This window comes from Pseudomonas sp. ADAK18, from assembly GCF_012935695.1.
Lineage (GTDB): Bacteria > Pseudomonadota > Gammaproteobacteria > Pseudomonadales > Pseudomonadaceae > Aquipseudomonas.
This window is the reverse complement of record NZ_CP052859.1, coordinates 4,954,280-4,976,060: the sequence shown is the minus strand read 5'-3', so window position 1 is coordinate 4,976,060 and position 21,781 is coordinate 4,954,280. Positions and strand designations below refer to the sequence as shown.

General features: G+C 55.9%; 18 protein-coding genes, 2 tRNA genes and 3 rRNA genes. 14 read left to right on the top strand and 9 right to left on the bottom strand.

What is annotated here, in order from left to right; genetic code table 11:
* Positions 1-9: 9 nt before the first annotated feature.
* Genes trpD through HKK55_RS22585 form a run of 3 tightly spaced genes read left to right on the top strand, consistent with a single transcriptional unit; the run spans position 10 to position 2,590 of the window.
* A complete protein-coding gene (gene trpD, locus HKK55_RS22595; RefSeq protein ID WP_169356639.1) occupies positions 10-1,059 on the top strand; it encodes an anthranilate phosphoribosyltransferase in 1,050 nt (349 codons plus the stop codon).
* Positions 1,056-1,892, top strand: a complete 837-nt coding sequence (gene trpC / locus HKK55_RS22590) for an indole-3-glycerol phosphate synthase TrpC (protein ID WP_169356638.1) — start codon at positions 1,056-1,058, stop codon at positions 1,890-1,892. Before trpD ends, trpC begins: the two co-directional genes overlap by 4 nt.
* A 2-nt stretch (positions 1,893-1,894) precedes the next feature.
* Complete coding sequence (locus HKK55_RS22585; protein WP_169356637.1) at positions 1,895-2,590, top strand: lipoate--protein ligase family protein; 696 nt, start codon at positions 1,895-1,897, stop codon at positions 2,588-2,590.
* Here HKK55_RS22585 and crp read toward each other — a convergent pair.
* A complete protein-coding gene (gene crp, locus HKK55_RS22580; RefSeq protein WP_169356636.1) occupies positions 2,587-3,231 on the bottom strand; it encodes a cAMP-activated global transcriptional regulator CRP in 645 nt (214 codons plus the stop codon). The two genes, HKK55_RS22585 and crp, sit on opposite strands and share 4 nt — an antisense overlap.
* 253 nt (positions 3,232-3,484) lie before the next feature.
* Here crp and HKK55_RS22575 point away from each other — a divergent pair, with 253 nt between their 5' ends.
* Positions 3,485-3,907: an OsmC family protein gene (locus tag HKK55_RS22575; protein ID WP_169356635.1), complete on the top strand. Its 423-nt coding sequence runs from the start codon at positions 3,485-3,487 to the stop codon at positions 3,905-3,907.
* A gap of 84 nt (positions 3,908-3,991) precedes the next feature.
* Here HKK55_RS22575 and coq7 read toward each other — a convergent pair whose 3' ends face one another.
* The 6 genes from coq7 to hemJ form a co-directional block, all read right to left on the bottom strand.
* Complete coding sequence (gene coq7, locus HKK55_RS22570; RefSeq protein WP_169356634.1) at positions 3,992-4,639, bottom strand: 2-polyprenyl-3-methyl-6-methoxy-1,4-benzoquinone monooxygenase; 648 nt, start codon at positions 4,637-4,639, stop codon at positions 3,992-3,994.
* A 116-nt stretch (positions 4,640-4,755) separates the two neighbouring features.
* Positions 4,756-5,094, bottom strand: a complete 339-nt coding sequence (locus tag HKK55_RS22565; protein WP_003194682.1) for a histidine triad nucleotide-binding protein — start codon at positions 5,092-5,094, stop codon at positions 4,756-4,758.
* An 82-nt stretch (positions 5,095-5,176) separates the two neighbouring features.
* Positions 5,177-5,965, bottom strand: a complete 789-nt coding sequence (locus HKK55_RS22560) for an SDR family oxidoreductase (protein ID WP_169356633.1) — start codon at positions 5,963-5,965, stop codon at positions 5,177-5,179.
* A gap of 63 nt (positions 5,966-6,028) precedes the next feature.
* Entirely contained in the window at positions 6,029-6,994 is a 966-nt protein-coding gene (locus HKK55_RS22555) for a DUF805 domain-containing protein (RefSeq protein WP_169356632.1), read from the bottom strand.
* A gap of 86 nt (positions 6,995-7,080) precedes the next feature.
* On the bottom strand, positions 7,081-8,049 hold the full coding sequence (locus tag HKK55_RS22550; protein ID WP_169356631.1) for a nitronate monooxygenase family protein: 969 nt from the start codon (positions 8,047-8,049) through the stop codon (positions 7,081-7,083).
* 24 nt (positions 8,050-8,073) lie between these two features.
* Positions 8,074-8,502, bottom strand: a complete 429-nt coding sequence (gene hemJ, locus HKK55_RS22545; protein ID WP_169356630.1) for a protoporphyrinogen oxidase HemJ — start codon at positions 8,500-8,502, stop codon at positions 8,074-8,076.
* Between the two features lie 136 nt (positions 8,503-8,638).
* On the opposite strand from hemJ, the gene argC reads away from it, so the two are divergent.
* Together argC and erpA are read left to right on the top strand one after the other, a co-directional pair.
* Positions 8,639-9,673 (top strand): N-acetyl-gamma-glutamyl-phosphate reductase, encoded by a 1,035-nt coding sequence (gene argC, locus HKK55_RS22540; protein ID WP_169356629.1) that lies wholly within the window; start codon positions 8,639-8,641, stop codon positions 9,671-9,673.
* 163 nt (positions 9,674-9,836) lie between these two features.
* A complete protein-coding gene (gene erpA, locus HKK55_RS22535; RefSeq protein WP_003176443.1) occupies positions 9,837-10,187 on the top strand; it encodes an iron-sulfur cluster insertion protein ErpA in 351 nt (116 codons plus the stop codon).
* Positions 10,188-10,254: 67 nt separating this feature from the next.
* On the opposite strand, the gene HKK55_RS22530 is transcribed toward erpA, so the two are convergent.
* Both HKK55_RS22530 and HKK55_RS22525 read right to left on the bottom strand, forming a co-directional pair.
* Positions 10,255-11,346 (bottom strand): anhydro-N-acetylmuramic acid kinase, encoded by a 1,092-nt coding sequence (locus HKK55_RS22530; RefSeq protein ID WP_169356628.1) that lies wholly within the window; start codon positions 11,344-11,346, stop codon positions 10,255-10,257.
* 3 nt (positions 11,347-11,349) lie between these two features.
* On the bottom strand, positions 11,350-12,768 hold the full coding sequence (locus HKK55_RS22525; protein ID WP_169356627.1) for a peptidoglycan DD-metalloendopeptidase family protein: 1,419 nt from the start codon (positions 12,766-12,768) through the stop codon (positions 11,350-11,352).
* A 211-nt stretch (positions 12,769-12,979) separates the two neighbouring features.
* Here HKK55_RS22525 and tyrS point away from each other — a divergent pair, with 211 nt between their 5' ends.
* From tyrS to HKK55_RS22485, 8 genes are all read left to right on the top strand, one after another.
* The gene (gene tyrS, locus HKK55_RS22520) at positions 12,980-14,179 is read left to right on the top strand and encodes a tyrosine--tRNA ligase (RefSeq protein WP_169356626.1); all 1,200 of its coding nucleotides are present in this window, start codon (positions 12,980-12,982) and stop codon (positions 14,177-14,179) included.
* A 552-nt stretch (positions 14,180-14,731) separates the two neighbouring features.
* Positions 14,732-16,268: ribosomal RNA gene (locus HKK55_RS22515) — 16S ribosomal RNA — on the top strand.
* Between the two features lie 83 nt (positions 16,269-16,351).
* Positions 16,352-16,428 (top strand) — tRNA-Ile (locus tag HKK55_RS22510).
* A gap of 30 nt (positions 16,429-16,458) precedes the next feature.
* Positions 16,459-16,534, top strand: a tRNA-Ala gene (locus HKK55_RS22505).
* Between the two features lie 236 nt (positions 16,535-16,770).
* Positions 16,771-19,660: ribosomal RNA gene (locus HKK55_RS22500) — 23S ribosomal RNA — on the top strand.
* 144 nt (positions 19,661-19,804) lie between these two features.
* Positions 19,805-19,920: ribosomal RNA gene (gene rrf / locus HKK55_RS22495) — 5S ribosomal RNA — on the top strand.
* The 16S, 23S and 5S rRNA genes sit together here with 2 tRNA genes alongside, the layout of an rRNA operon.
* 155 nt (positions 19,921-20,075) lie before the next feature.
* Entirely contained in the window at positions 20,076-21,035 is a 960-nt protein-coding gene (gene birA, locus HKK55_RS22490) for a bifunctional biotin--[acetyl-CoA-carboxylase] ligase/biotin operon repressor BirA (protein WP_169356625.1), read from the top strand.
* On the top strand, positions 21,025-21,774 hold the full coding sequence (locus tag HKK55_RS22485; protein WP_169356624.1) for a pantothenate kinase: 750 nt from the start codon (positions 21,025-21,027) through the stop codon (positions 21,772-21,774). The genes birA and HKK55_RS22485 overlap by 11 nt, the downstream gene beginning before the upstream one ends.
* Positions 21,775-21,781 lie beyond the last annotated feature (7 nt).

The following is a 21,781-nucleotide window of genomic DNA, read 5'->3' as shown; positions in this document are numbered from 1 at the left end:
GGACTTTTCATGGATATCAAGACTGCCCTGAGCCGTATCGTCGGCCATCTGGACCTGAGCACCGCTGAAATGAGCGATGTGATGCGCGAAATTATGACCGGTCAATGCACTGATGCGCAGATTGGCGCATTCATGATGGCCATGCGCATGAAGAGCGAGAGCATTGACGAAATCGTCGGCGCCGTCTCGGTCATGCGTGAGCTGGCGGATAAGGTCGAACTCAAGACCCTCGACGGTGTAGTCGACGTGGTCGGCACCGGCGGCGACGGTGCGAATATCTTCAACGTGTCGACGGCTTCATCGTTTGTCGTGGCCGCCGCTGGTTGCACCGTGGCCAAGCATGGCAACCGTGCCGTGTCCGGTAACAGCGGCAGCGCCGATTTGCTGGAAGCGGCGGGCATCTACCTAAACCTGACGCCGGTCCAGGTAGCCCGCTGCATCGAGAACGTCGGTATCGGCTTCATGTTCGCCCAGTCCCATCATGGTGCGATGAAGTACGCCGCCGGTCCGCGCAAGGACCTCGGCCTGCGTACCCTGTTCAACATGCTCGGCCCGCTTACGAATCCGGCCGGCGTGAAACATCAGGTAGTGGGCGTATTCAGTCAGGCACTGTGCCGCCCATTGGCTGAGGTCTTGCAGCGCATGGGCAGTAAGCATGTGTTGGTGGTGCACTCGAAAGACGGCCTGGACGAGTTCAGTCTGGCGGCACCGACCTTCGTGGCGGAGCTGAAGAATGACCAGGTCACCGAATATTGGGTCGAGCCAGAAGACTTGGGCATGAAGAGCCAGAGCCTGCACGGCCTGGCGGTGGAAAGCCCGGCGGCTTCCCTTGAATTGATTCGCGATGCCCTGGGGCGTCGTAAAACCGAAAACGGCCAGAAAGCCGCCGAGATGATTGTTCTTAATGCTGGCGCGGCACTTTACGCTGCCGATCATGCCTATAGTCTTAAGGAAGGTGTCGCCTTGGCCCACGATGCGTTGCACACGGGTCTGGCTCGCGAGAAGCTCGAAGAACTGGGAGCATTCACCGCCGTATTCAAGATGGAGAATGAAGAATGAGTGTTCCAACCGTTCTGGAAAAGATCCTGGCCCGCAAGGCTGAAGAAGTTGCCGAGCGCCGCGCTCGCGTCAGCCTGGCCGAGCTGGAACGCCTGGCGAAAACCGCCGATGCGCCACGCGGCTTTGCCAATGCATTGATCAAGCAGGCCAAGGAAAAACAGCCGGCCGTCATTGCAGAAATCAAAAAGGCGTCGCCGAGCAAAGGTGTCATTCGCGAGATCTTCATTCCTGAAGATATTGCCAAGAGCTATGAGAAAGGCGGCGCAACCTGCCTTTCCGTGTTGACCGATATCGACTTCTTCCAGGGTTCCGATCTCTACCTCCAGCAAGCGCGTGCTGCGTGCTCGTTGCCGGTGATTCGCAAGGACTTCATGGTCGATCCCTACCAGATCGTCGAAGCCCGTGCCTTGGGCGCCGATTGCGTGCTGCTGATCGTCTCCGCCTTGGACGACGTGAAGATGGCTGAGTTGGCCGCCGTGGCTAAAAGCGTGGGCCTCGATGTGCTGGTGGAAGTTCACGACGGTGATGAGCTGGAACGTGCGCTGAAAACCCTCGACACCCCGCTGGTGGGGGTCAACAACCGTAACCTGCACACCTTCGAAGTCAGCCTGGAAAACACCCTCGACCTGTTGCCGCGCATTCCTCGCGACCGCTTGGTGATCACCGAAAGTGGCATCGTTAACCGGGCCGATGTGGAGCTGATGGAAATCAGCGGCGTGTATTCGTTCCTGGTGGGCGAAACGTTCATGCGCGCCGAGAACCCAGGTGCTGAACTTCAGCGTCTGTTCTTCCCGGAACGTGGCGTGGCGGTGAGTGGGTCGACGCTGGATTGATCATGACCCAGCTCGTATCCCTGACCGTTGAAGCAGGTCTCAAAGCCGAGCAGGATTTGCTCGCCGCCGTCTGCGCGGGCGAGCAACCGTTTGGCCTGCTGTTTTGGCAACCCAGTGATCAGGCGCTGGTCATGCCGCGTCGTTTGAGCCGGCTTCCGGCTTTTGAGGCGGCTAGCCAAGTGTCGGCCGATTACGGTTGGCCGGTGCTGCTGCGTGAGACCGGCGGTGAGCCGGTGCCGCAATCGGCCGCCACCGTCAATATCGCTCTGGTCTACGCGCCGCCGCGTAGCGAAGGCGATCAGGGGCGGATTGAAACCGGTTATCAGCGCTTGTGCCAACCCATCTGTGATCTGCTCACGGAATTGGGTGGCGAGCCATCCCTCGGCGAAATCGACGGTGCTTTCTGCGACGGTCGCTACAACGTCAACCTTGATGGTCGAAAAATGGTTGGTACCGCCCAGCGCTGGCGTCAGAGCGGCGGACGCCCGGTGGGGCTGGTGCACGGTGCATTGTTACTGGACGATGATCGCATCGAGTTGATTGCGGCGGTCAACCGCTTCAATGAAGCGTGTGGCCTTGAGCAACGAGTTCGCGCCGAAAGCCATATCGCCCTACATGAAGCCTTTCTTGCGCCGGACGTGATTGGCCGGCTCGACACGTTGTACCGGCAGATGCTCGCGAGCGTCCTGCCGGTTTAACGGGTGCCGAATACCACCATGGTCTTGCCTTTGACGTGAACCAGGTTGCGCTCTTCCAGGTCCTTGAGCACCCGGCCGACCATCTCCCGTGAACAGCCAACAATGCGCCCGATTTCCTGGCGAGTGACCTTGATTTGCATGCCGTCCGGATGGGTCATGGCGTCCGGCTGCTTGCACAGCTCCAGAAGGCAACGGGCCACCCGGCCTGTGACATCGAAGAACGCCAGGTCACCGACCTTGCGCGTGGTATCTCTCAGGCGCTGGGCGATCTGGCCGCTCAGGGCGTACAGAATGTCTGGATCCTGCTGGGACAATTCGCGAAATTTCGTATAGCTGATCTCGGCGACTTCGCACTCGATCTTGGCACGTACCCAGGCGCTGCGTTCCTGTTCTTTTCCAGCCTGCTCAAACAACCCCAACTCACCGAAGAAATCACCGGTGTTGAGGTAGGCGATGATCATTTCGCGACCATCTTCATCCTCGATCACAATGGTGACGGAGCCTTTGATAATGAAGAATAGGGTTTCGGAGCGCTCGCCAGCACAAATGATGTTGTGCTTGGCCGGGTAGCGCCGACGCTGACAATGCATCAACAGTTTGTCGAGGTTCTTGATCTTGGGTGTGGGAGTAATAGCAACCATGGTTGTATCCCGAAAAGACTGCACGGTGTGGTTGAGCTTGTTTTTTTAGCCAGCGCTATCAGAGGTTGTGCGACGTCATCCAATGGATGGTAAAGCGCCAGTGATTTGGCGCCAGCTTAACAGACACATTCTGACTCGATCAGAGAATTTATCTATCAAACCATGCAGTAGTTGATCGCTTTCACCGGGACCACTGCGGTTTCAAGGCCCTGTGCTAAGCTGGCGACCCTTTTTTAGCAGTGGAGTCTGGGCGATGAAGGCACGCATCCAATGGGCGGGCGAAGCCATGTTCCTCGGTGAGTCGGGCAGTGGCCATGTTGTGGTCATGGACGGACCGCCCGAAGCCGGCGGTCGTAACCTGGGTGTACGCCCGATGGAAATGCTCCTGCTCGGTGTGGGCGGTTGCAGCAATTTCGATGTGGTCAGCATCTTGAAAAAGTCGCGCCAGGCGGTGGAAAGTTGCGAAGCCTTTCTGGAGGCCGAGCGTGCCACGGAAGATCCCAAGGTGTTTACCAAGATCCACATGCATTTTGTGGTCAAGGGCCGTGGGCTGAAAGAAGCTCAGGTGAAACGCGCCATTGAGCTGTCGGCGGAGAAGTATTGCTCGGCCTCGATCATGCTCGGCGCCGCAGGTGTGGTCATCACTCATGATTACGAGATCATTGAGCTGGGATAATCCCCAGGCAAAAAGAAAGGGCGCTTTTAAGCGCCCTTTCTGCTTTTTGTAGGAGCGAGCAAGCGCGCTCCTACAAAGGATGAATCAGATGCGGTAGGTGCTTTTGGTCATGACCTTGGCCAACAGGCTCATGCCAAATTTCACCGGTGCAGGGAAGCGGAAGCCACCGGCATCCAGTGCGCTTTCTGCGTGATGTTCTTCATCAATACGCATCTGCTCAAGAATCGCCCGGGACTTTTCGTCTTCGGCCGGCAGTTGCTCCAGATGTTCGTTCAGGTGTTTACAGACCTGATGCTCGGTGGCCGCTACGAATCCGAGGCTGACCTTATCGCTGATCAGTCCGGCAACGGCGCCAATGCCAAACGACACACCATAAAACAATGGATTCAACACACTGGGATGGCTGCCCAGCTGGCGAATGCGTTGCTCGCACCAGGCCAGGTGGTCGATTTCTTCCTCGGCGGCATGCTCCATCGCGGCGCGTACTTGGGGCAGCTTGGCGGTCAGGGCCTGGCCTTGGTACAGCGCCTGGGCACAGACTTCGCCGGTATGGTTAATGCGCATCAGGCCGGCGACGTGGCGGGTGTCGGTCTCACTCATCTGCGCTTCGGGTTGCACAATGGCAGGCGAAGGACGGTACGGCTGGCCGCTGAAAGGCAACAGCGTGCGCATCGCCGTGTCGGCTTGCAGCAACAGGCGGTCAATCGGCGAGTAGTGACGTTGGGTAGTCATGCTGACCTCCGGAAAGAATCTCGGCGGCCAGTTTACCGCAATCGGTGGTGGAAGGTTTGCGTTGGGTCATGCTCATAAGGTCGCAGCCGTGGACCACGACCCTGCGATGAGCTCACTCAGCCTGGCGGCCAATTCATCTGACGCTGACCCAATACGTGCATATGAATGTGGTAAACGGTCTGTCCGCCGTCTTCATTGCAGTTCATCACCACGCGGAAACCCTTTTCACATCCTTGTTCCACTGCCAGGCGCTGGGCGGTAAACAGAATATGTCCAGCCAAGGCTTTGTCGTCCTCGGTGAGGTCGTTGAGGGTACGGATGGGTTTTTTCGGAATAACCAGAAAATGTACCGGCGCCTGTGGGGCGATGTCGTGGAAGGCCAGGACCTGGTCATCCTCGTAGATGATCTTCGCGGGTATTTCTCTGTTGATGATCTTGGTGAACAGAGTATCCACAGCTGTTTCTCCATAGTGAAAGTGCAGGCTGAGTGTACTCAGGCGACCTGTGTGCGCCCAGCCTCTTGTGTATCGGTGGAAGTCAACGCGCGCAGTAGGCCTTGTTAATGGCTCCGGCGATTTTTCGGGTTAGCCAGCGCGGGCTTAAACGGGGGCTGAACGCCAGCCAGCGATTGCGGCGACCAGGGATGATGATGGCTTTGTTCTTTTCCAGAGCGCGTACCGCGTAGAGCGCGACCTCTTCCGGACTCATCAGCTGTTGGCTGCGGTCCAGTTTGGCGGTGTCCATCTGTGCGGTACCGAAGAAGGCGGTGCGCGTCGGGCCGGGGCAAAGAACCGAGACCTTTATCCCGCATGTCTTTAACTCTTCCCGCAGACCTTCGGAGAAGTGCAGCACATAGGCCTTGCTGGCGTAGTAGGTGCTCATCCACGGGCCGGGCTGGAACGCGGCGACCGAGGCGACGTTGAGAATCTGCCCGCCACCCAGCAGCGCCATCGAGTTACCAAGGGCGTGGCACAGGCGGGTGAGGGCCAGAATGTTCACTTCCATCAGGTCCTGCTCGGTCATCCAGTCCTGTGCCAGGAATGGGCCGCTGGTGCCGATGCCAGCACAGTTGACCAGCAGATCGATTTGCCGCTCGCCCTCTTCAAGTTCCAGCAGAAACCCGGAAAGCCGCAAGGGTTCGCCGAGATCACAGGCACGGAACAGCACTTCGACGCCGAAGCGCTGAGTCAATTCGATTGCAATGCTTTCCAACTGATCACGCTGGCGGGCCACCAGAATCAAACTGCGGCCACGGCGGGCCAATGCTTCAGCCAAGGCCAGACCGATACCGCTGGAGGCACCGGTGATCAGAGCGTAACGGGTCATGCGTTTCTCCATCGCAACGCCACCGAGCCTGTGACAGAGGCATCACAGGCGTCGGGCGTTTCTTCATTCTTCCGGAGAGTCTACAGGTTCGGCTGTGTCATCAGCACTTTGCGGGGGTTCTTCATCAGTGATGACGCCTTGGTCGCCGGCTTCATCGGAGGTGATGGAGCTGCTGTCGTAGGTGTTGTCCACGCCGGTTTCGAGTTGATCCAGATAACCGCTCATCCCCAGGCTTATCCCGAGGACAAATATCAACGGAATGAACGCCAACCACAGGACGGAGAGAATCTTGACTGCCGTGCTGTTACGCGGAGGCGGGGCGCCATACTGGTTGGCACCGGCATTGCCAGGCAGAACCACCAGCAGGATCGGGAAGATGCTACCGACGAAAGGCACCAGGTGCAGGAACCACAGCCAGCCAGACCAACCAAGGTCGTGCAGGCGTTGTACGGTGATCTGTACGTTGACCCAGATAGAGGCCACAAGCGCAACGATACCCACCAGAAATCCGATGGTGATTGCGGCCGTCGAAGATGCAGCGGCGATGCCCAGGCCGACGATCAGGGAAATGCCGGTGACCGCCAGAATCACGACGGTCAGCACCAGCGTCCAGGCCAGGAAGCGCAGGCGCCCGATACGGCCATCGACGGTAAAGACTTTCAGGGTGGAAAATTCCGGCAGGTTGTCACCAACGGCAGCTCGAGGCGGGGCGTAAGGCGATTCGGCAGGGCGATTGTAGTCGTTGGAGCTGCCGGTGTTGGTTTCGTGAGTCTCAGCGAGACTGAAGGCTACCGGCTGCTCGGCTTCGATGCGCGCATCGATACCGGTATTTTTCAGCGCTTGCAGGTAGGTTTCGGCGTCGGCGTGGGAGAGGTCACGCTTGAGGGCGACTGGGCGACCGGTGAAGAGCTTGTCGACCGCTTCCACGTCGCTCTTGAACAGCTCGGCGAGATTCAGTTTGGCGGTGGTGAGTTCGACACCCGGTAGCAGGGCTCCGTCAAACACGATCTTGAAGCGGTTTTCGCTCATGCGGGCATCCTTGTCACTTGAAATAGGTAGGTGTTACAGGGAGTGTAAGGCCTGACTCGGTCAGCAGGCCATACATCTCCACTTATTCAGCGAGGCCAGCGTTTTGGTAACTGCGCTGCATGTTCGAGCGCCTTGCGGTATTCAGCATCCAGGCGGGCAACGAGATCATCGACGCTGGGTAAGTCATCAATCTCACCGACGCCCTGGCCGGCCGACCAGACGGTCTTCCAGGCTTTGGCTTCGTCGTTCAAGGGCTTGAGCTTGGAACCGAAGTTGACTTCACCTTTGCCTTGCAGGGCGGCAAGATCGAAACCGGCGTTTTCCAGGCTCTGGCGCATGAAGCTGGCCGGTACGCCCGAGACGGCAGGGGTGTGCACGATGTCGGCGGCACGGGAGGTGAGCAGCATCTCTTTATAGGCATCCGGTGCGTGGCTTTCGGTGGTGCCGATAAACCGGGTACCGAAATACGCCAGGTCCGCCCCGAGGAGTTGTGCAGCGAGGATTTCGTGGCCGTGGTTCAGGCAGCCGGCCAGTAACAGGGTTTTGTCGAAGAACTGACGAATTTCGGCAATCAACGAGAATGGGCTCCAGATGCCCGCATGCCCGCCAGCGCCTGCGGCGACAGCGATCAGGCCGTCAACACCGGCTTCAGCTGCTTTCTCGGCATGGCGGCGCGTGGTCACATCATGGAATACCAGGCCGCCGTAGCTGTGCACGGCGTCCACCAGCTCTTTCACCGCGCCCAGGCTGGTGATGACGATCGGTACCTTATGCTCGACGCAGATCGCCAAATCGGCCTCCACGCGTGGGTTGCTGTTATGCACGATCAGGTTGACGGCATAGGGCGCCGGGTTGTCCAGCAGTGCCAAGCCCGCTTCGATCTCCTCCAGCCACGCTTTGAAGCCGCTGCTTTCTCGCTGATTGAGGGCGGGGAAACTGCCGACCACCCCGTTGCGGCAACAAGCCAGGACCAGTTGTGGGTTGGAGATCAGGAACATCGGAGCAGCCACCACGGGCAGGCGCAGACGTTGTTCAAGCAAAGCGGGCAGCGACATTGGAAGTACCCCGAGTAATAGAAGTTAGAACGGTTTGACCACGACCAAAATTACGATAGTTAGCAATATCAGAACTGGCGCTTCATTGAACCAGCGATAAAAGACATGGCTGCGGGTGTTTTCGCCACGAGCGAAACGTTTTACCTGAGCGCCACACATATGGTGGTAGCCGATCAGCAGTACTACCAAGGTCAGCTTGGCATGCATCCACGCACCTTGGGCGAAGACGCCGGGGTTGAGAGCGATCAGCCAGATGCCGAACACGAGGGTGGCGATCATGGCCGGGCCCATGATGCCCCGGTACAGCTTGCGCTCCATGACGCAGAAGCGTTCCTTGCTGACGGTGTCCTCGCTTTGGGCGTGGTAGACGAACAGGCGAGGCAGGTAGAACAGTGCGGCAAACCAGCAGACGATGCTGACGATATGAAAGGCTTTGACCCATAGATAAAGCATTTTTAGTTATTCCCAGGTTCACGGTAGCTGAAGATAGTAGTGGCTCAAGCGCCCGCACGTCACGTTGACGGTTGTCGCAGGACGATGCGGCCCCTATTATCGACGGCTTTCCAGTGGGTTCGTTGAGGGCAGGTTTATGGTCAAGGTCGGTATCGTCGGCGGCACGGGTTACACCGGTGTCGAATTGCTGCGTCTGTTGGCTCAGCATCCGCAAGCTGAGGTGGTGGTCATCACCTCCCGATCCGAGGCCGGACTGGCCGTTGCCGATATGTACCCGAACCTGCGCGGTCACTACGACGGCCTGGCTTTCTCGGTTCCGGACATCAAGACCCTGGGTGCCTGCGATGTGGTGTTCTTCGCCACGCCCCACGGTGTAGCCCATGCCCTGGCGGGTGAACTGTTGGCTGCCGGCACCAAGGTGATCGACTTGTCGGCAGACTTCCGTCTGCAGGATGCCGATGAGTGGGCTAAGTGGTACGGCCAGCCTCATGGTGCTCCTGAGCTGCTTGAAGAAGCGGTGTATGGCCTGCCGGAAGTCAATCGTGAACAAATCAAGCAAGCGCGTCTGATTGCGGTACCGGGTTGCTATCCGACGGCTACGCAGCTGGGTTTCCTGCCGTTGCTGGAAGCGGGGCTGGCCGATACTTCGCGGTTGATCGCTGACTGCAAGTCGGGTGTCAGTGGCGCGGGTCGTGGTGCGGCGGTCGGGTCTTTGTACTCCGAGACGTCGGAAAGCATGAAGGCCTATGCGGTCAAAGGGCATCGTCATCTACCAGAAATTCGCCAAGGGCTGCGCCGTGCCGCTGGCAAGGACGTCGGCTTGACCTTCGTGCCGCACCTGACGCCGATGATCCGTGGGATCCATTCCACGCTGTACGCCACCGTTGTGGATCGCTCGGTGGATTTGCAAGCGTTGTTTGAAAAACGCTATGCCAACGAGCCGTTCGTCGATGTAATGCCGGCGGGCAGCCATCCGGAAACCCGCAGCGTGCGCGGTGCCAACGTGTGCCGTATTGCCGTGCATCGCCCGCAAGATGGTGATCTGGTGGTGGTACTGTCGGTCATCGATAACCTGGTCAAAGGTGCGTCAGGCCAGGCGGTACAGAACCTGAACATCCTGTTTGGTCTGGATGAAAAGATGGGCCTGTCCCATGCAGGCATGCTGCCTTAAGGTTTTCTGTAGATGCGCAAAGGCCCGTTGATCGGGCCTTTTGTATTTTTAATGGCTGCTGTGCAGATTGATATACCGTAACAATAGTTGACCGCTTTTCTAGGAGAAGCGGATAATGCCGACCATTACGCATATGGCGGCGTTACGCCGGGAGATAATCAGCATGAGCGTTGAATCCTTCACCCCCACGGCTTTGCAATTCACCCACGGTGCTGCGCACAAGGTGAAGAGCCTGGTCGATGAAGAGGGTAATGATCGCTTGAAGCTGCGCGTATTTGTGACGGGCGGCGGTTGTTCAGGGTTTCAGTACGGCTTCACCTTCGATGAAGATGTGGCCGACGACGACACCATCGTTGAACGCGAAGGTGTAAGCCTGGTCGTTGATCCGATGAGCTTCCAGTACTTGGCAGGAGCCGAAGTGGACTACCAGGAAGGTCTGGAAGGGTCGCGTTTCGTGATCAAGAACCCGAATGCGACTACAACCTGTGGTTGCGGGTCTTCGTTCTCGATCTGATCGTCAGCGAGTTTGCAAAACGCCGCTTGGCCTTGATAGGGTCAAGCGGCGTTTTGCTGTCTAGGGTTCAGGCGGGGTAGATCGCGCCGAGTACGCGAAGCCCGCGGGCGCCGGTGACGCTGGGGCGATTGGCTGCGATGCCTTCAAGGCAGCAATGGGCCAGCCAGGCGAAGGCCATGGCCTCGACCCAGTCAGGATCTACGCCGTAAGCGGCGGTGCTACTGACGTAGGTGGTGGGTAGCAGGCTAGCCAGGCGCTTCATCAAGGTGGTGTTATGAGCTCCGCCACCGCAGACCAGCAAGGTTTCGGTTTGGGGTTGGGCGGTTTGCAGGGACTCGACGATGGTCTGTGCCGTCAGTTCCAGCAGTGTGGCTTGCACGTTCTGGGCGACGAAGCCCGGCAGCCGGCCGAGGTGATGCTCCAGCCACCCCAGGTTGAAGACTTCGCGGCCTGTGCTCTTCGGACCTTGGGTCAGGAAGAACGGGTCGCTGAGCAAGGCCTTGAGCAAGACCGGCTCAACCTGTCCGCTGGCAGCCCACTGGCCGCTGCGGTCAAAGTTTTCACCGCGATGCTGGTGAATCCAGGCATCCAGCAGAACATTGCCCGGGCCGCAGTCAAAACCGGCGACAGGCTTGTCGGCCTCAATCAGGCTGAGGTTGCTGAAACCACCGACATTCAATACGGCGCGGTTGCCGGTGTGTTCGCCGAACAGTGCTTCATGGAAGGCTGGCACCAGCGGTGCACCTTGGCCACCTGCGGCGACATCGCGGCTGCGGAAGTCGCTGACAACGGTTATTCCGGTCAACTCCGTAAGCAGCGCCGGGTTACCGATCTGTACCGTGAATCCGCGTGCAGGCTCGTGGCGAATGGTTTGCCCGTGGCTACCAATCGCTCGAATGTCCTGGGGCTTTAGTTTCTGTTGGTTGATTAGTGCGTGAATGCCTTGGGCGGCGAGCGTCACCCAGTGCTGCTGGGCAATCGCCGATCGGGCAATCTCGTCCGAGCCGCTGGCGCAAAGACCAAGCAGCTCGGTACGAAGGGATTCAGGCATGGGGATGTAGTGGGTGGCGATCAGTTTGATCGCTGTATCTTTCTCGATCAGCGCAATGTCCAGGCCATCAAGGCTGGTCCCGGACATCACACCTATATAGAGAGCCATGGCTCAGCGCTTCGCCGAGGCCAGCAGAGTGGACCGTTCCTGGTCCATACGTGCCATGAGCGGTTGGCTCTGCTGCAGGAAGCGCGCGCGCTCTGCCTTGGCGATGGGATCAGCCATTGGCAGTTTCTGACCCAGTGGATCGACGTGCACACCGTTGACCTGGAATTCGTAATGCAAATGCGGTCCGGTGGACAGGCCGGTGGTGCCGATGTAGCCGATCACCTGGCCCTGTTTGACGTTGCCGCCCGTTTTGACGCCTTTGGCGAAGCCTTGCATGTGGCCATAGAGCGTACGGTAGGTATTACCGTGCTGGATGATCACGGTATTACCGTAACCGCCGCGGCGGCCGGCCAGCAATACCTTGCCGTCACCGGCTGCCTTGATCGGCGTACCACGGGGCGCGGCATAGTCCACGCCCTTATGGGCGCGAATTTTGTTCAGAATTGGATGCTTGCGACCCATCGAAAAACGCGAGCTAATACGGGCGAAGTCCACCGGGGTGCGGATGAAGGCTTTGCGCATGCTGTTGCCATCGGCCGTGTAATAGCTGCTGTTGCCCTGCTTGTTGGTGTAGCGAACGGCGGTGTAGGTCTTGCCACGGTTGGTGAAGCGCGCCGAAAGAATGTTGCCGGTGCCGACGACTTTACCGTTGGCGACCTTTTGTTCGTAGATCACGTCGAACTCGTCACCTTGGCGAATATCCTGGGCGAAGTCGATGTCGTAGCCAAATACGCTGGCCATGTCCATGGTCATGCTGTGGGACAAACCGGCACGGGCGGCGGACTGTGACAGCGAACTGTTGATTACTCCGTGGATATAGGCCGAGCGCATGGCCGGCTTGGAGGTCACTCGATTAAAGGCAAACCCCTTGGCGCCTTTGGTCAGCGCGATGCTCTCCAGGTCGCTGACATTGCTATGCAGCTTGTTCAACTGGCCATCGGGGGTCAGTTCGAACTCAAGCTTCTGGCCGTGTTTGAGCTGGGTGAACTGCTTGGCTTGTTTATCGCTGGCCAGCACCTCATTAACCGTGGATGACGGCAGGCCGACTTTCTCGAACAGGGTCGAAAGGGTATCGCCTTTAGCAACAAGTACTTCCCTATGCTGAGGGCCTTTGGCGGTTGCTACCACAGGTGCAGGCTGTGGCTGGGCGGCTTCCTTGGTGTCTTCGGTGCTGTTTTCTATCTGCGCGAACGGCGACTCGGCTGCACCATTTGTGGCTTGGAGGGCGTCGGATGCGTCTTGATCTTGTGTCAGTTGCTCAACCGGGCTATCCAGGTCAAGACTCAGGGTGGTTCGTTTGGCTTCTACGTCACTGGAAGGGAATACCAGGAGTGCCAGGCTGAGAAGGGCGGCGATACCACTTGCGGCGAGCAAGTGGGTCTTCGGGTAAAGCGGCGGCGCTTTAGACGGTTCAGTGGTCATAAGTAATTTTGACTTTGAAAAGATGAAATGGAAAAGATGAATGACATGATGAAGATGAAATAACTGTATAAAATATAACCAAATCATCCGTGGTGCAAGTCTGTGAACGCTGGGCTTGCTGAGCGGTGTCCGTATGCAGGGCAAAACTTGTAATTAGTCCCCGATCTTGTATGGTTGGTTCCCTTTTGAATCTGAGCCTTGCGGGTCTGTTATGAAGTCGGTTGAAGAGCAGCTAGCGCTGATCAAACGTGGTGCGGAAGAACTGTTGGTCGAGGCTGAGCTGATCGAGAAGCTCAAGCGCGGCCAGCCCCTGCGTATTAAGGCCGGCTTCGATCCGACGGCGCCGGATCTGCACCTGGGTCATACGGTGCTTATTAATAAGCTGCGCCAGTTCCAGGAGCTGGGGCATCAGGTGATCTTCCTTATAGGTGACTTCACCGGGATGATCGGCGATCCGAGCGGCAAGAGTGCTACGCGCCCGCCACTGACGCGTGAGCAGGTCCTTGATAATGCCGAGACCTATAAGACTCAGGTGTTCAAGATTCTGGATCCGGCCAAGACCGAGGTTGCATTCAACTCCACCTGGATGGACCAGATGGGGCCGGCGGATTTCATTCGTCTGACGTCCCAGTACACCGTTGCTCGCATGCTCGAGCGCGATGACTTTGATAAGCGCTATTCCACCAATCAGCCGATCGCTATTCATGAGTTCCTCTACCCATTGGTTCAGGGGTATGACTCGGTGGCGTTGCGTGCGGATGTCGAGCTGGGCGGTACCGATCAGAAGTTCAATCTCTTGATGGGGCGTGAGCTGCAGCGTGCGTATGGGCAGGAAGCTCAGTGCATTCTGACCATGCCGCTGTTGGAGGGATTGGATGGTGTCAAGAAGATGTCCAAGTCTCTGGGCAACTATGTGGGGATCCAGGAGGCGCCGGGTGTGATGTACGGCAAGCTGGTCTCTATCCCGGATGCGTTGATGTGGCGTTACTTCGAGCTGTTGAGCTTCCGCTCGATGGATGAGATCAATGCGTTGCGTGCTGATGTCGAAGCTGGAGCCAATCCGCGGGACGTCAAGATCAAGCTGGCTGAAGAGATCGTTGCACGCTTCCATGGTGAAGAGGCTGCGGCCAATGCTCACCGTGCTGCGGGTAACCGTATGAAGGATGGCGAGTTGCCAGATGATCTGCCTGAGATCGAGCTGGCCGCTACCGAGGCTATGCCGATTGCCGCTGTCCTTAATAAGGCTGGTTTGGTGAAGAACTCGGCAGTGGCGCGCGACCTTCTGGGTTCCGGTGGCGTGCGTATAGATGGTGAGGTGGTGGATCGCACCTTTATATACGAGCTGGGCGCTACTCACGTTTGCCAGGCTGGGAAGAAGGCATTTGCGCGTATTACGCTTAAATCCGAATAAACCTGAAATTAACTGTTGACGGCGATTTATATCTGTCTATAATTCGCCCCACTTCCGGCGCAGTCGAAACGGAAAACTCCTTGGTAAACAAAGAGTTATGTAGGTTTCGACAGCGAGCTGCTTCAGATCATCGAAGCCCAGAAGGAGTTGATAAGGCGGTGTTGTTTAGCCCTGTCAACGGTTCGATCTTCTCGGTCGAAAGCGGAGAAAAAGAGGTGTTGACAGCAGCGTGTAACGCTGTAGAATTCGCCTCCCGCTAACGAGAGATCGGAAGCGCAAGTGGTTGAAGTTACAAAGGAAACTTTGAAAACTTCTTAAAAAAATCGCTTGACAGTAACAGGGGCTGCTGTAGAATGCGCGCCTCGGTTGAGACGAAAGATCTTAACCAACCGCTCTTTAACAACTGAATCAAGCAATTCGTGTGGGTGCTTGTGGAGTCAGACTGATAGTCAACAAGATTATCAGCATCACAAGTTACTCCGCGAGAAATCAAAGATGTAACCAACGATTGCTGAGCCAAGTTTAGGGTTTCTTAAAAATCCAAAGATGTTTGAACTGAAGAGTTTGATCATGGCTCAGATTGAACGCTGGCGGCAGGCCTAACACATGCAAGTCGAGCGGTAGAGAGAAGCTTGCTTCTCTTGAGAGCGGCGGACGGGTGAGTAATGCCTAGGAATCTGCCTGGTAGTGGGGGATAACGTTCGGAAACGGACGCTAATACCGCATACGTCCTACGGGAGAAAGCAGGGGACCTTCGGGCCTTGCGCTATCAGATGAGCCTAGGTCGGATTAGCTAGTTGGTGAGGTAATGGCTCACCAAGGCTACGATCCGTAACTGGTCTGAGAGGATGATCAGTCACACTGGAACTGAGACACGGTCCAGACTCCTACGGGAGGCAGCAGTGGGGAATATTGGACAATGGGCGAAAGCCTGATCCAGCCATGCCGCGTGTGTGAAGAAGGTCTTCGGATTGTAAAGCACTTTAAGTTGGGAGGAAGGGCAGTAAATTAATACTTTGCTGTTTTGACGTTACCGACAGAATAAGCACCGGCTAACTCTGTGCCAGCAGCCGCGGTAATACAGAGGGTGCAAGCGTTAATCGGAATTACTGGGCGTAAAGCGCGCGTAGGTGGTTCGTTAAGTTGGATGTGAAATCCCCGGGCTCAACCTGGGAACTGCATTCAAAACTGACGAGCTAGAGTATGGTAGAGGGTGGTGGAATTTCCTGTGTAGCGGTGAAATGCGTAGATATAGGAAGGAACACCAGTGGCGAAGGCGACCACCTGGACTGATACTGACACTGAGGTGCGAAAGCGTGGGGAGCAAACAGGATTAGATACCCTGGTAGTCCACGCCGTAAACGATGTCAACTAGCCGTTGGGAGCCTTGAGCTCTTAGTGGCGCAGCTAACGCATTAAGTTGACCGCCTGGGGAGTACGGCCGCAAGGTTAAAACTCAAATGAATTGACGGGGGCCCGCACAAGCGGTGGAGCATGTGGTTTAATTCGAAGCAACGCGAAGAACCTTACCAGGCCTTGACATCCAATGAACTTTCTAGAGATAGATTGGTGCCTTCGGGAACATTGAGACAGGTGCTGCATGGCTGTCGTCAGCTCGTGTCGTGAGATGTTGGGTTAAGTCCCGTAACGAGCGCAACCCTTGTCCTTAGTTACCAGCACGTAATGGTGGGCACTCTAAGGAGACTGCCGGTGACAAACCGGAGGAAGGTGGGGATGACGTCAAGTCATCATGGCCCTTACGGCCTGGGCTACACACGTGCTACAATGGTCGGTACAGAGGGTTGCCAAGCCGCGAGGTGGAGCTAATCCCACAAAACCGATCGTAGTCCGGATCGCAGTCTGCAACTCGACTGCGTGAAGTCGGAATCGCTAGTAATCGCGAATCAGAATGTCGCGGTGAATACGTTCCCGGGCCTTGTACACACCGCCCGTCACACCATGGGAGTGGGTTGCACCAGAAGTAGCTAGTCTAACCTTCGGGAGGACGGTTACCACGGTGTGATTCATGACTGGGGTGAAGTCGTAACAAGGTAGCCGTAGGGGAACCTGCGGCTGGATCACCTCCTTAATCGACGACATCAGCTGCTCCATAAGTTCCCACACGAATTGCTTGATTCATTGAAGAAGACGATAAAGAAGCAGCCCGAAATTGGGTCTGTAGCTCAGTTGGTTAGAGCGCACCCCTGATAAGGGTGAGGTCGGCAGTTCGAATCTGCCCAGACCCACCAATTTTGTGTGGGAAACGCCTGTAGAAATACGGGGCCATAGCTCAGCTGGGAGAGCGCCTGCCTTGCACGCAGGAGGTCAACGGTTCGATCCCGTTTGGCTCCACCACTAACTGCTTCTGTCATGTAAAGCTTAGAAATGAGCATTCCATCGTGATGATGGTGAATGTTGATTTCTAGTCTTTGATTAGATCGTTCTTTAAAAATTTGGGTATGTGATAGAAAGATAGACTGAACGTTACTTTCACTGGTAACGGATCAGGCTAAGGTAAAATTTGTGAGTTAAATTGCGAATTTTCGGCGAATGTTGTCTTCACAGTATAACCAGATTGCTTGGGGTTATATGGTCAAGTGAAGAAGCGCATACGGTGGATGCCTTGGCAGTCAGAGGCGATGAAAGACGTGGTAGCCTGCGAAAAGCTTCGGGGAGTCGGCAAACAGACTTTGATCCGGAGATGTCTGAATGGGGGAACCCAGCCATCATAAGATGGTTATCTTACGCTGAATACATAGGCGTAAGAGGCGAACCAGGGGAACTGAAACATCTAAGTACCCTGAGGAAAAGAAATCAACCGAGATTCCCTTAGTAGTGGCGAGCGAACGGGGACTAGCCCTTAAGTGGCTTTGAGATTAGCGGAACGCTCTGGAAAGTGCGGCCATAGTGGGTGATAGCCCTGTACGCGAAAATCTCTTAGTCATGAAATCGAGTAGGACGGAGCACGAGAAACTTTGTCTGAATATGGGGGGACCATCCTCCAAGGCTAAATACTACTGACTGACCGATAGTGAACTAGTACCGTGAGGGAAAGGCGAAAAGAACCCCGGAGAGGGGAGTGAAATAGATCCTGAAACCGTATGCGTACAAGCAGTGGGAGCCCACTTTGTTGGGTGACTGCGTACCTTTTGTATAATGGGTCAGCGACTTATTTTCAGTGGCGAGCTTAACCGAATAGGGAGGCGTAGCGAAAGCGAGTCTTAATAGGGCGTCTAGTCGCTGGGAATAGACCCGAAACCGGGCGATCTATCCATGGGCAGGTTGAAGGTTGGGTAACACTAACTGGAGGACCGAACCGACTACCGTTGAAAAGTTAGCGGATGACCTGTGGATCGGAGTGAAAGGCTAATCAAGCTCGGAGATAGCTGGTTCTCCTCGAAAGCTATTTAGGTAGCGCCTCATGTATCACTGTAGGGGTAGAGCACTGTTTCGGCTAGGGGGTCATCCCGACTTACCAAACCGATGCAAACTCCGAATACCTACAAGTGCCGAGCATGGGAGACACACGGCGGGTGCTAACGTCCGTCGTGAAAAGGGAAACAACCCAGACCGTCAGCTAAGGTCCCAAAGTTATGGTTAAGTGGGAAACGATGTGGGAAGGCTTAGACAGCTAGGAGGTTGGCTTAGAAGCAGCCACCCTTTAAAGAAAGCGTAATAGCTCACTAGTCGAGTCGGCCTGCGCGGAAGATGTAACGGGGCTCAAACCATACACCGAAGCTACGGGTATCACGTAAGTGATGCGGTAGAGGAGCGTTCTGTAAGCCTGTGAAGGTGAGTTGAGAAGCTTGCTGGAGGTATCAGAAGTGCGAATGCTGACATGAGTAACGACAATGGGTGTGAAAAACACCCACGCCGAAAGACCAAGGTTTCCTGCGCAACGTTAATCGACGCAGGGTTAGTCGGTCCCTAAGGCGAGGCTGAAAAGCGTAGTCGATGGAAAACAGGTTAATATTCCTGTACTTCTGGTTATTGCGATGGAGGGACGGAGAAGGCTAGGCCAGCTTGGCGTTGGTTGTCCAAGTTTAAGGTGGTAGGCTGGAATCTTAGGTAAATCCGGGATTCTAAGGCCGAGAGCTGATGACGAGTTACCTTTTAGGTAACGAAGTGGTTGATGCCATGCTTCCAAGAAAAGCTTCTAAGCTTCAGGTAACCAGGAACCGTACCCCAAACCGACACAGGTGGTTGGGTAGAGAATACCAAGGCGCTTGAGAGAACTCGGGTGAAGGAACTAGGCAAAATGGCACCGTAACTTCGGGAGAAGGTGCGCCGGTGAGGGTGAAGGACTTGCTCCGTAAGCCCATGCCGGTCGAAGATACCAGGCCGCTGCGACTGTTTATTAAAAACACAGCACTCTGCAAACACGAAAGTGGACGTATAGGGTGTGACGCCTGCCCGGTGCCGGAAGGTTAATTGATGGGGTTAGCTAACGCGAAGCTCTTGATCGAAGCCCCGGTAAACGGCGGCCGTAACTATAACGGTCCTAAGGTAGCGAAATTCCTTGTCGGGTAAGTTCCGACCTGCACGAATGGCGTAACGATGGCGGCGCTGTCTCCACCCGAGACTCAGTGAAATTGAAATCGCTGTGAAGATGCAGTGTATCCGCGGCTAGACGGAAAGACCCCGTGAACCTTTACTATAGCTTTGCACTGGACTTTGAATTTGCTTGTGTAGGATAGGTGGGAGGCTTTGAAGCGTGGACGCCAGTTCGCGTGGAGCCAACCTTGAAATACCACCCTGGCAACTTTGAGGTTCTAACTCAGGTCCGTTATCCGGATCGAGGACAGTGTATGGTGGGTAGTTTGACTGGGGCGGTCTCCTCCTAAAGAGTAACGGAGGAGTACGAAGGTGCGCTCAGACCGGTCGGAAATCGGTCGTAGAGTATAAAGGCAAAAGCGCGCTTGACTGCGAGACAGACACGTCGAGCAGGTACGAAAGTAGGTCTTAGTGATCCGGTGGTTCTGTATGGAAGGGCCATCGCTCAACGGATAAAAGGTACTCCGGGGATAACAGGCTGATACCGCCCAAGAGTTCATATCGACGGCGGTGTTTGGCACCTCGATGTCGGCTCATCACATCCTGGGGCTGAAGCCGGTCCCAAGGGTATGGCTGTTCGCCATTTAAAGTGGTACGCGAGCTGGGTTTAGAACGTCGTGAGACAGTTCGGTCCCTATCTGCCGTGGACGTTTGAGATTTGAGAGGGGCTGCTCCTAGTACGAGAGGACCGGAGTGGACGAACCTCTGGTGTTCCGGTTGTCACGCCAGTGGCATTGCCGGGTAGCTATGTTCGGAATAGATAACCGCTGAAAGCATCTAAGCGGGAAACTAGCCTCAAGATGAGATCTCACTGGGACCTTGAGTCCCCTGAAGGGCCGTCGAAGACTACGACGTTGATAGGTTGGGTGTGTAAGCGCTGTGAGGCGTTGAGCTAACCAATACTAATTGCCCGTGAGGCTTGACCATATAACACCCAAGCAATTTGCGTCGAAAGGCCAGATTGCGGTGTGTGAAGACGATACAAACCGAAAGTTTGCACAACACACAAATCTATTACATACCCAATTTGCTGAAGCGAGGCCAACAGGCCACGACTCAGTACCCGAATTTCTTGACGACCATAGAGCATTGGAACCACCTGATCCCATCCCGAACTCAGTAGTGAAACGATGCATCGCCGATGGTAGTGTGGGGTTTCCCCATGTGAGAGTAGGTCATCGTCAAGATTAAATTCCGAAACCCCATTTGCGAAAGCAGATGGGGTTTTGTTTTGCTCGATTGAAAAGTATCCGTGGGCGTCTGTCTGTCGAAAGCCCCGGTTTTCTATGCAATGGCCCTGCGCATAGCTATCATGCGTGCCTCATTGTGAGGCGAGACCTGCATGCTGACGTTGTTGAAACTTCTAAAAGATGGCCGATTCCATTCTGGGGAGGCGCTGGGTGCGGCCCTGGGAGTCAGCCGCAGCGCTGTATGGAAGCAGCTTCAACATCTTGAGGCGGAGTTGAATCTGCCCATACATAAAGTTCGTGGCCGTGGCTATCAGTTGGCTGCGCCCTTGGTGTTGCTGAGTGCTGATGACATTTCGGCAAATGCTCTATCTCCTACTTGGCCTGTCTATATTTCCGATTCAATCGACTCCACCAACGCGGAGGCATTGCGCCTTGTCGAGGGTGGGCGAGTTGCTCCGTTTCTTGTTCTTTCGGAGCAACAGACTGCTGGCAGAGGTAGGCGAGGGCGCAAGTGGGCTAGCCCCTTCGCTCAAAATGTCTATTACAGCCTTGTGCTGAGAATCGACGGGGGGTTAAGACGGCTGGAAGGGCTTAGCCTGGTTGTCGGGCTCGCGGTCATGCAGGCCTTGCGAGAGGTCGGAGTGAAGGGCGTTGGCTTGAAATGGCCAAACGATGTATTGGTGGGGCAAAAAAAGATCGCGGGCATCTTGCTGGAGTTGGTTGGTGACCCCGCAGATGTCTGTCACGTTGTCCTTGGTATCGGGATTAACGTGAATATGCAAAAAACGGTAGAGGTCGATCAGCAGTGGACCTCGGTGCAGTTAGAGACAGGTCGTGCTGTTGATCGTAACTACTTGGTTGCGCGTATAGGGGCGCAGTTGCAAGCTTATCTTGATCGTCATCAGGCGTCGGGCTTCTCTGCTATTCAGGTGGAGTGGGAGCAAAATCATCTTTGGCAAGGCAAGCCGGTATCGCTGATTGCAGGTGTCAATCAGATTGATGGCGTGGTGTTGGGTATCGATGGTCAAGGTGCGTTGCGTTTGAGCGTGGACGGCGTCGAAAAAAAATACAGCGGTGGTGAGTTAAGCCTGAGGTTGCGTGATGATTCTTGAGCTCGACTGTGGGAATAGCTTTATCAAGTGGCGAGTGCTTGAGTTGGGTAAAGCGCATGTTTTCGCGGAGGGAGTCGTTGGCTCTGATGTTGCGTTGATCGATAGTCTATTGGCGCTTACGAGACTCACATTGAAGCATTGTCGCCTGGTGAGTGTGCGTGCCTCGGAGGAGACGAGCCAGCTGGTGGCGGCGCTTGTTGACACCTTTGGTATTACCGTGGCGTGCGCTGCTTCCTCCCGTCAGATGGCAGGGGTGCGTAATGGCTACGAGGATTTCGAACGTCTGGGACTTGATCGTTGGCTGGCGATGCTGGGTGGCTTTCAGTTGGCGTCGGGAGCTTGTCTGATACTCGATTTTGGTACGGCGGCGACCGCTGACTTCATCGCCGCTGATGGTGAGCATCTAGGGGGCTTTATTTGTCCTGGTATGCCGTTGATGCGCAACCAGCTGCGTACGCACACTCGCAAGATCCGCTACGACGATGTTTCTGCCGAGCGTGCCTTGGAGTGCTTGGTGCCTGGTCGTACTACCGTGGAGGCGGTTGAGCGTGGCTGCACGCTAATGTTAAGAGGGTTCGTTTTGACTCAGCTCGAATTGGCGCGAAGTTACTGGGGAAGTGATTTCTCCGTGTTTCTTACGGGTGGAGATGCTGAGCTGATCTCTGATGCTGCGCCCGGAGCGCGGCTTGTTCCGGATCTGGTTTTTGTCGGTTTGGCGATGGCGTGTCCCTTGTCTTGAGGTTTTT

Excerpts from the sequence above, each read along its gene's own strand:
- trpD (WP_169356639.1), top strand. The coding sequence starts at position 10 with ATGGATATCAAGACTGCCCTGAGCCGTATCGTCGGCCATCTGGACCTG.
- trpC (WP_169356638.1), top strand. The coding sequence starts at position 1,056 with ATGAGTGTTCCAACCGTTCTGGAAAAGATCCTGGCCCGCAAGGCTGAA.
- HKK55_RS22585 (WP_169356637.1), top strand. The coding sequence starts at position 1,895 with ATGACCCAGCTCGTATCCCTGACCGTTGAAGCAGGTCTCAAAGCCGAG.
- crp (WP_169356636.1), bottom strand. The coding sequence starts at position 3,231 with ATGGTTGCTATTACTCCCACACCCAAGATCAAGAACCTCGACAAACTG.
- HKK55_RS22575 (WP_169356635.1), top strand. The coding sequence starts at position 3,485 with ATGAAGGCACGCATCCAATGGGCGGGCGAAGCCATGTTCCTCGGTGAG.
- coq7 (WP_169356634.1), bottom strand. The coding sequence starts at position 4,639 with ATGACTACCCAACGTCACTACTCGCCGATTGACCGCCTGTTGCTGCAA.
- HKK55_RS22560 (WP_169356633.1), bottom strand. The coding sequence starts at position 5,965 with ATGACCCGTTACGCTCTGATCACCGGTGCCTCCAGCGGTATCGGTCTG.
- HKK55_RS22555 (WP_169356632.1), bottom strand. The coding sequence starts at position 6,994 with ATGAGCGAAAACCGCTTCAAGATCGTGTTTGACGGAGCCCTGCTACCG.
- HKK55_RS22550 (WP_169356631.1), bottom strand. The coding sequence starts at position 8,049 with ATGTCGCTGCCCGCTTTGCTTGAACAACGTCTGCGCCTGCCCGTGGTG.
- hemJ (WP_169356630.1), bottom strand. The coding sequence starts at position 8,502 with ATGCTTTATCTATGGGTCAAAGCCTTTCATATCGTCAGCATCGTCTGC.
- argC (WP_169356629.1), top strand. The coding sequence starts at position 8,639 with ATGGTCAAGGTCGGTATCGTCGGCGGCACGGGTTACACCGGTGTCGAA.
- erpA (WP_003176443.1), top strand. The coding sequence starts at position 9,837 with ATGAGCGTTGAATCCTTCACCCCCACGGCTTTGCAATTCACCCACGGT.
- HKK55_RS22530 (WP_169356628.1), bottom strand. The coding sequence starts at position 11,346 with ATGGCTCTCTATATAGGTGTGATGTCCGGGACCAGCCTTGATGGCCTG.
- HKK55_RS22525 (WP_169356627.1), bottom strand. The coding sequence starts at position 12,768 with ATGACCACTGAACCGTCTAAAGCGCCGCCGCTTTACCCGAAGACCCAC.
- tyrS (WP_169356626.1), top strand. The coding sequence starts at position 12,980 with ATGAAGTCGGTTGAAGAGCAGCTAGCGCTGATCAAACGTGGTGCGGAA.
- birA (WP_169356625.1), top strand. The coding sequence starts at position 20,076 with ATGCTGACGTTGTTGAAACTTCTAAAAGATGGCCGATTCCATTCTGGG.
- HKK55_RS22485 (WP_169356624.1), top strand. The coding sequence starts at position 21,025 with ATGATTCTTGAGCTCGACTGTGGGAATAGCTTTATCAAGTGGCGAGTG.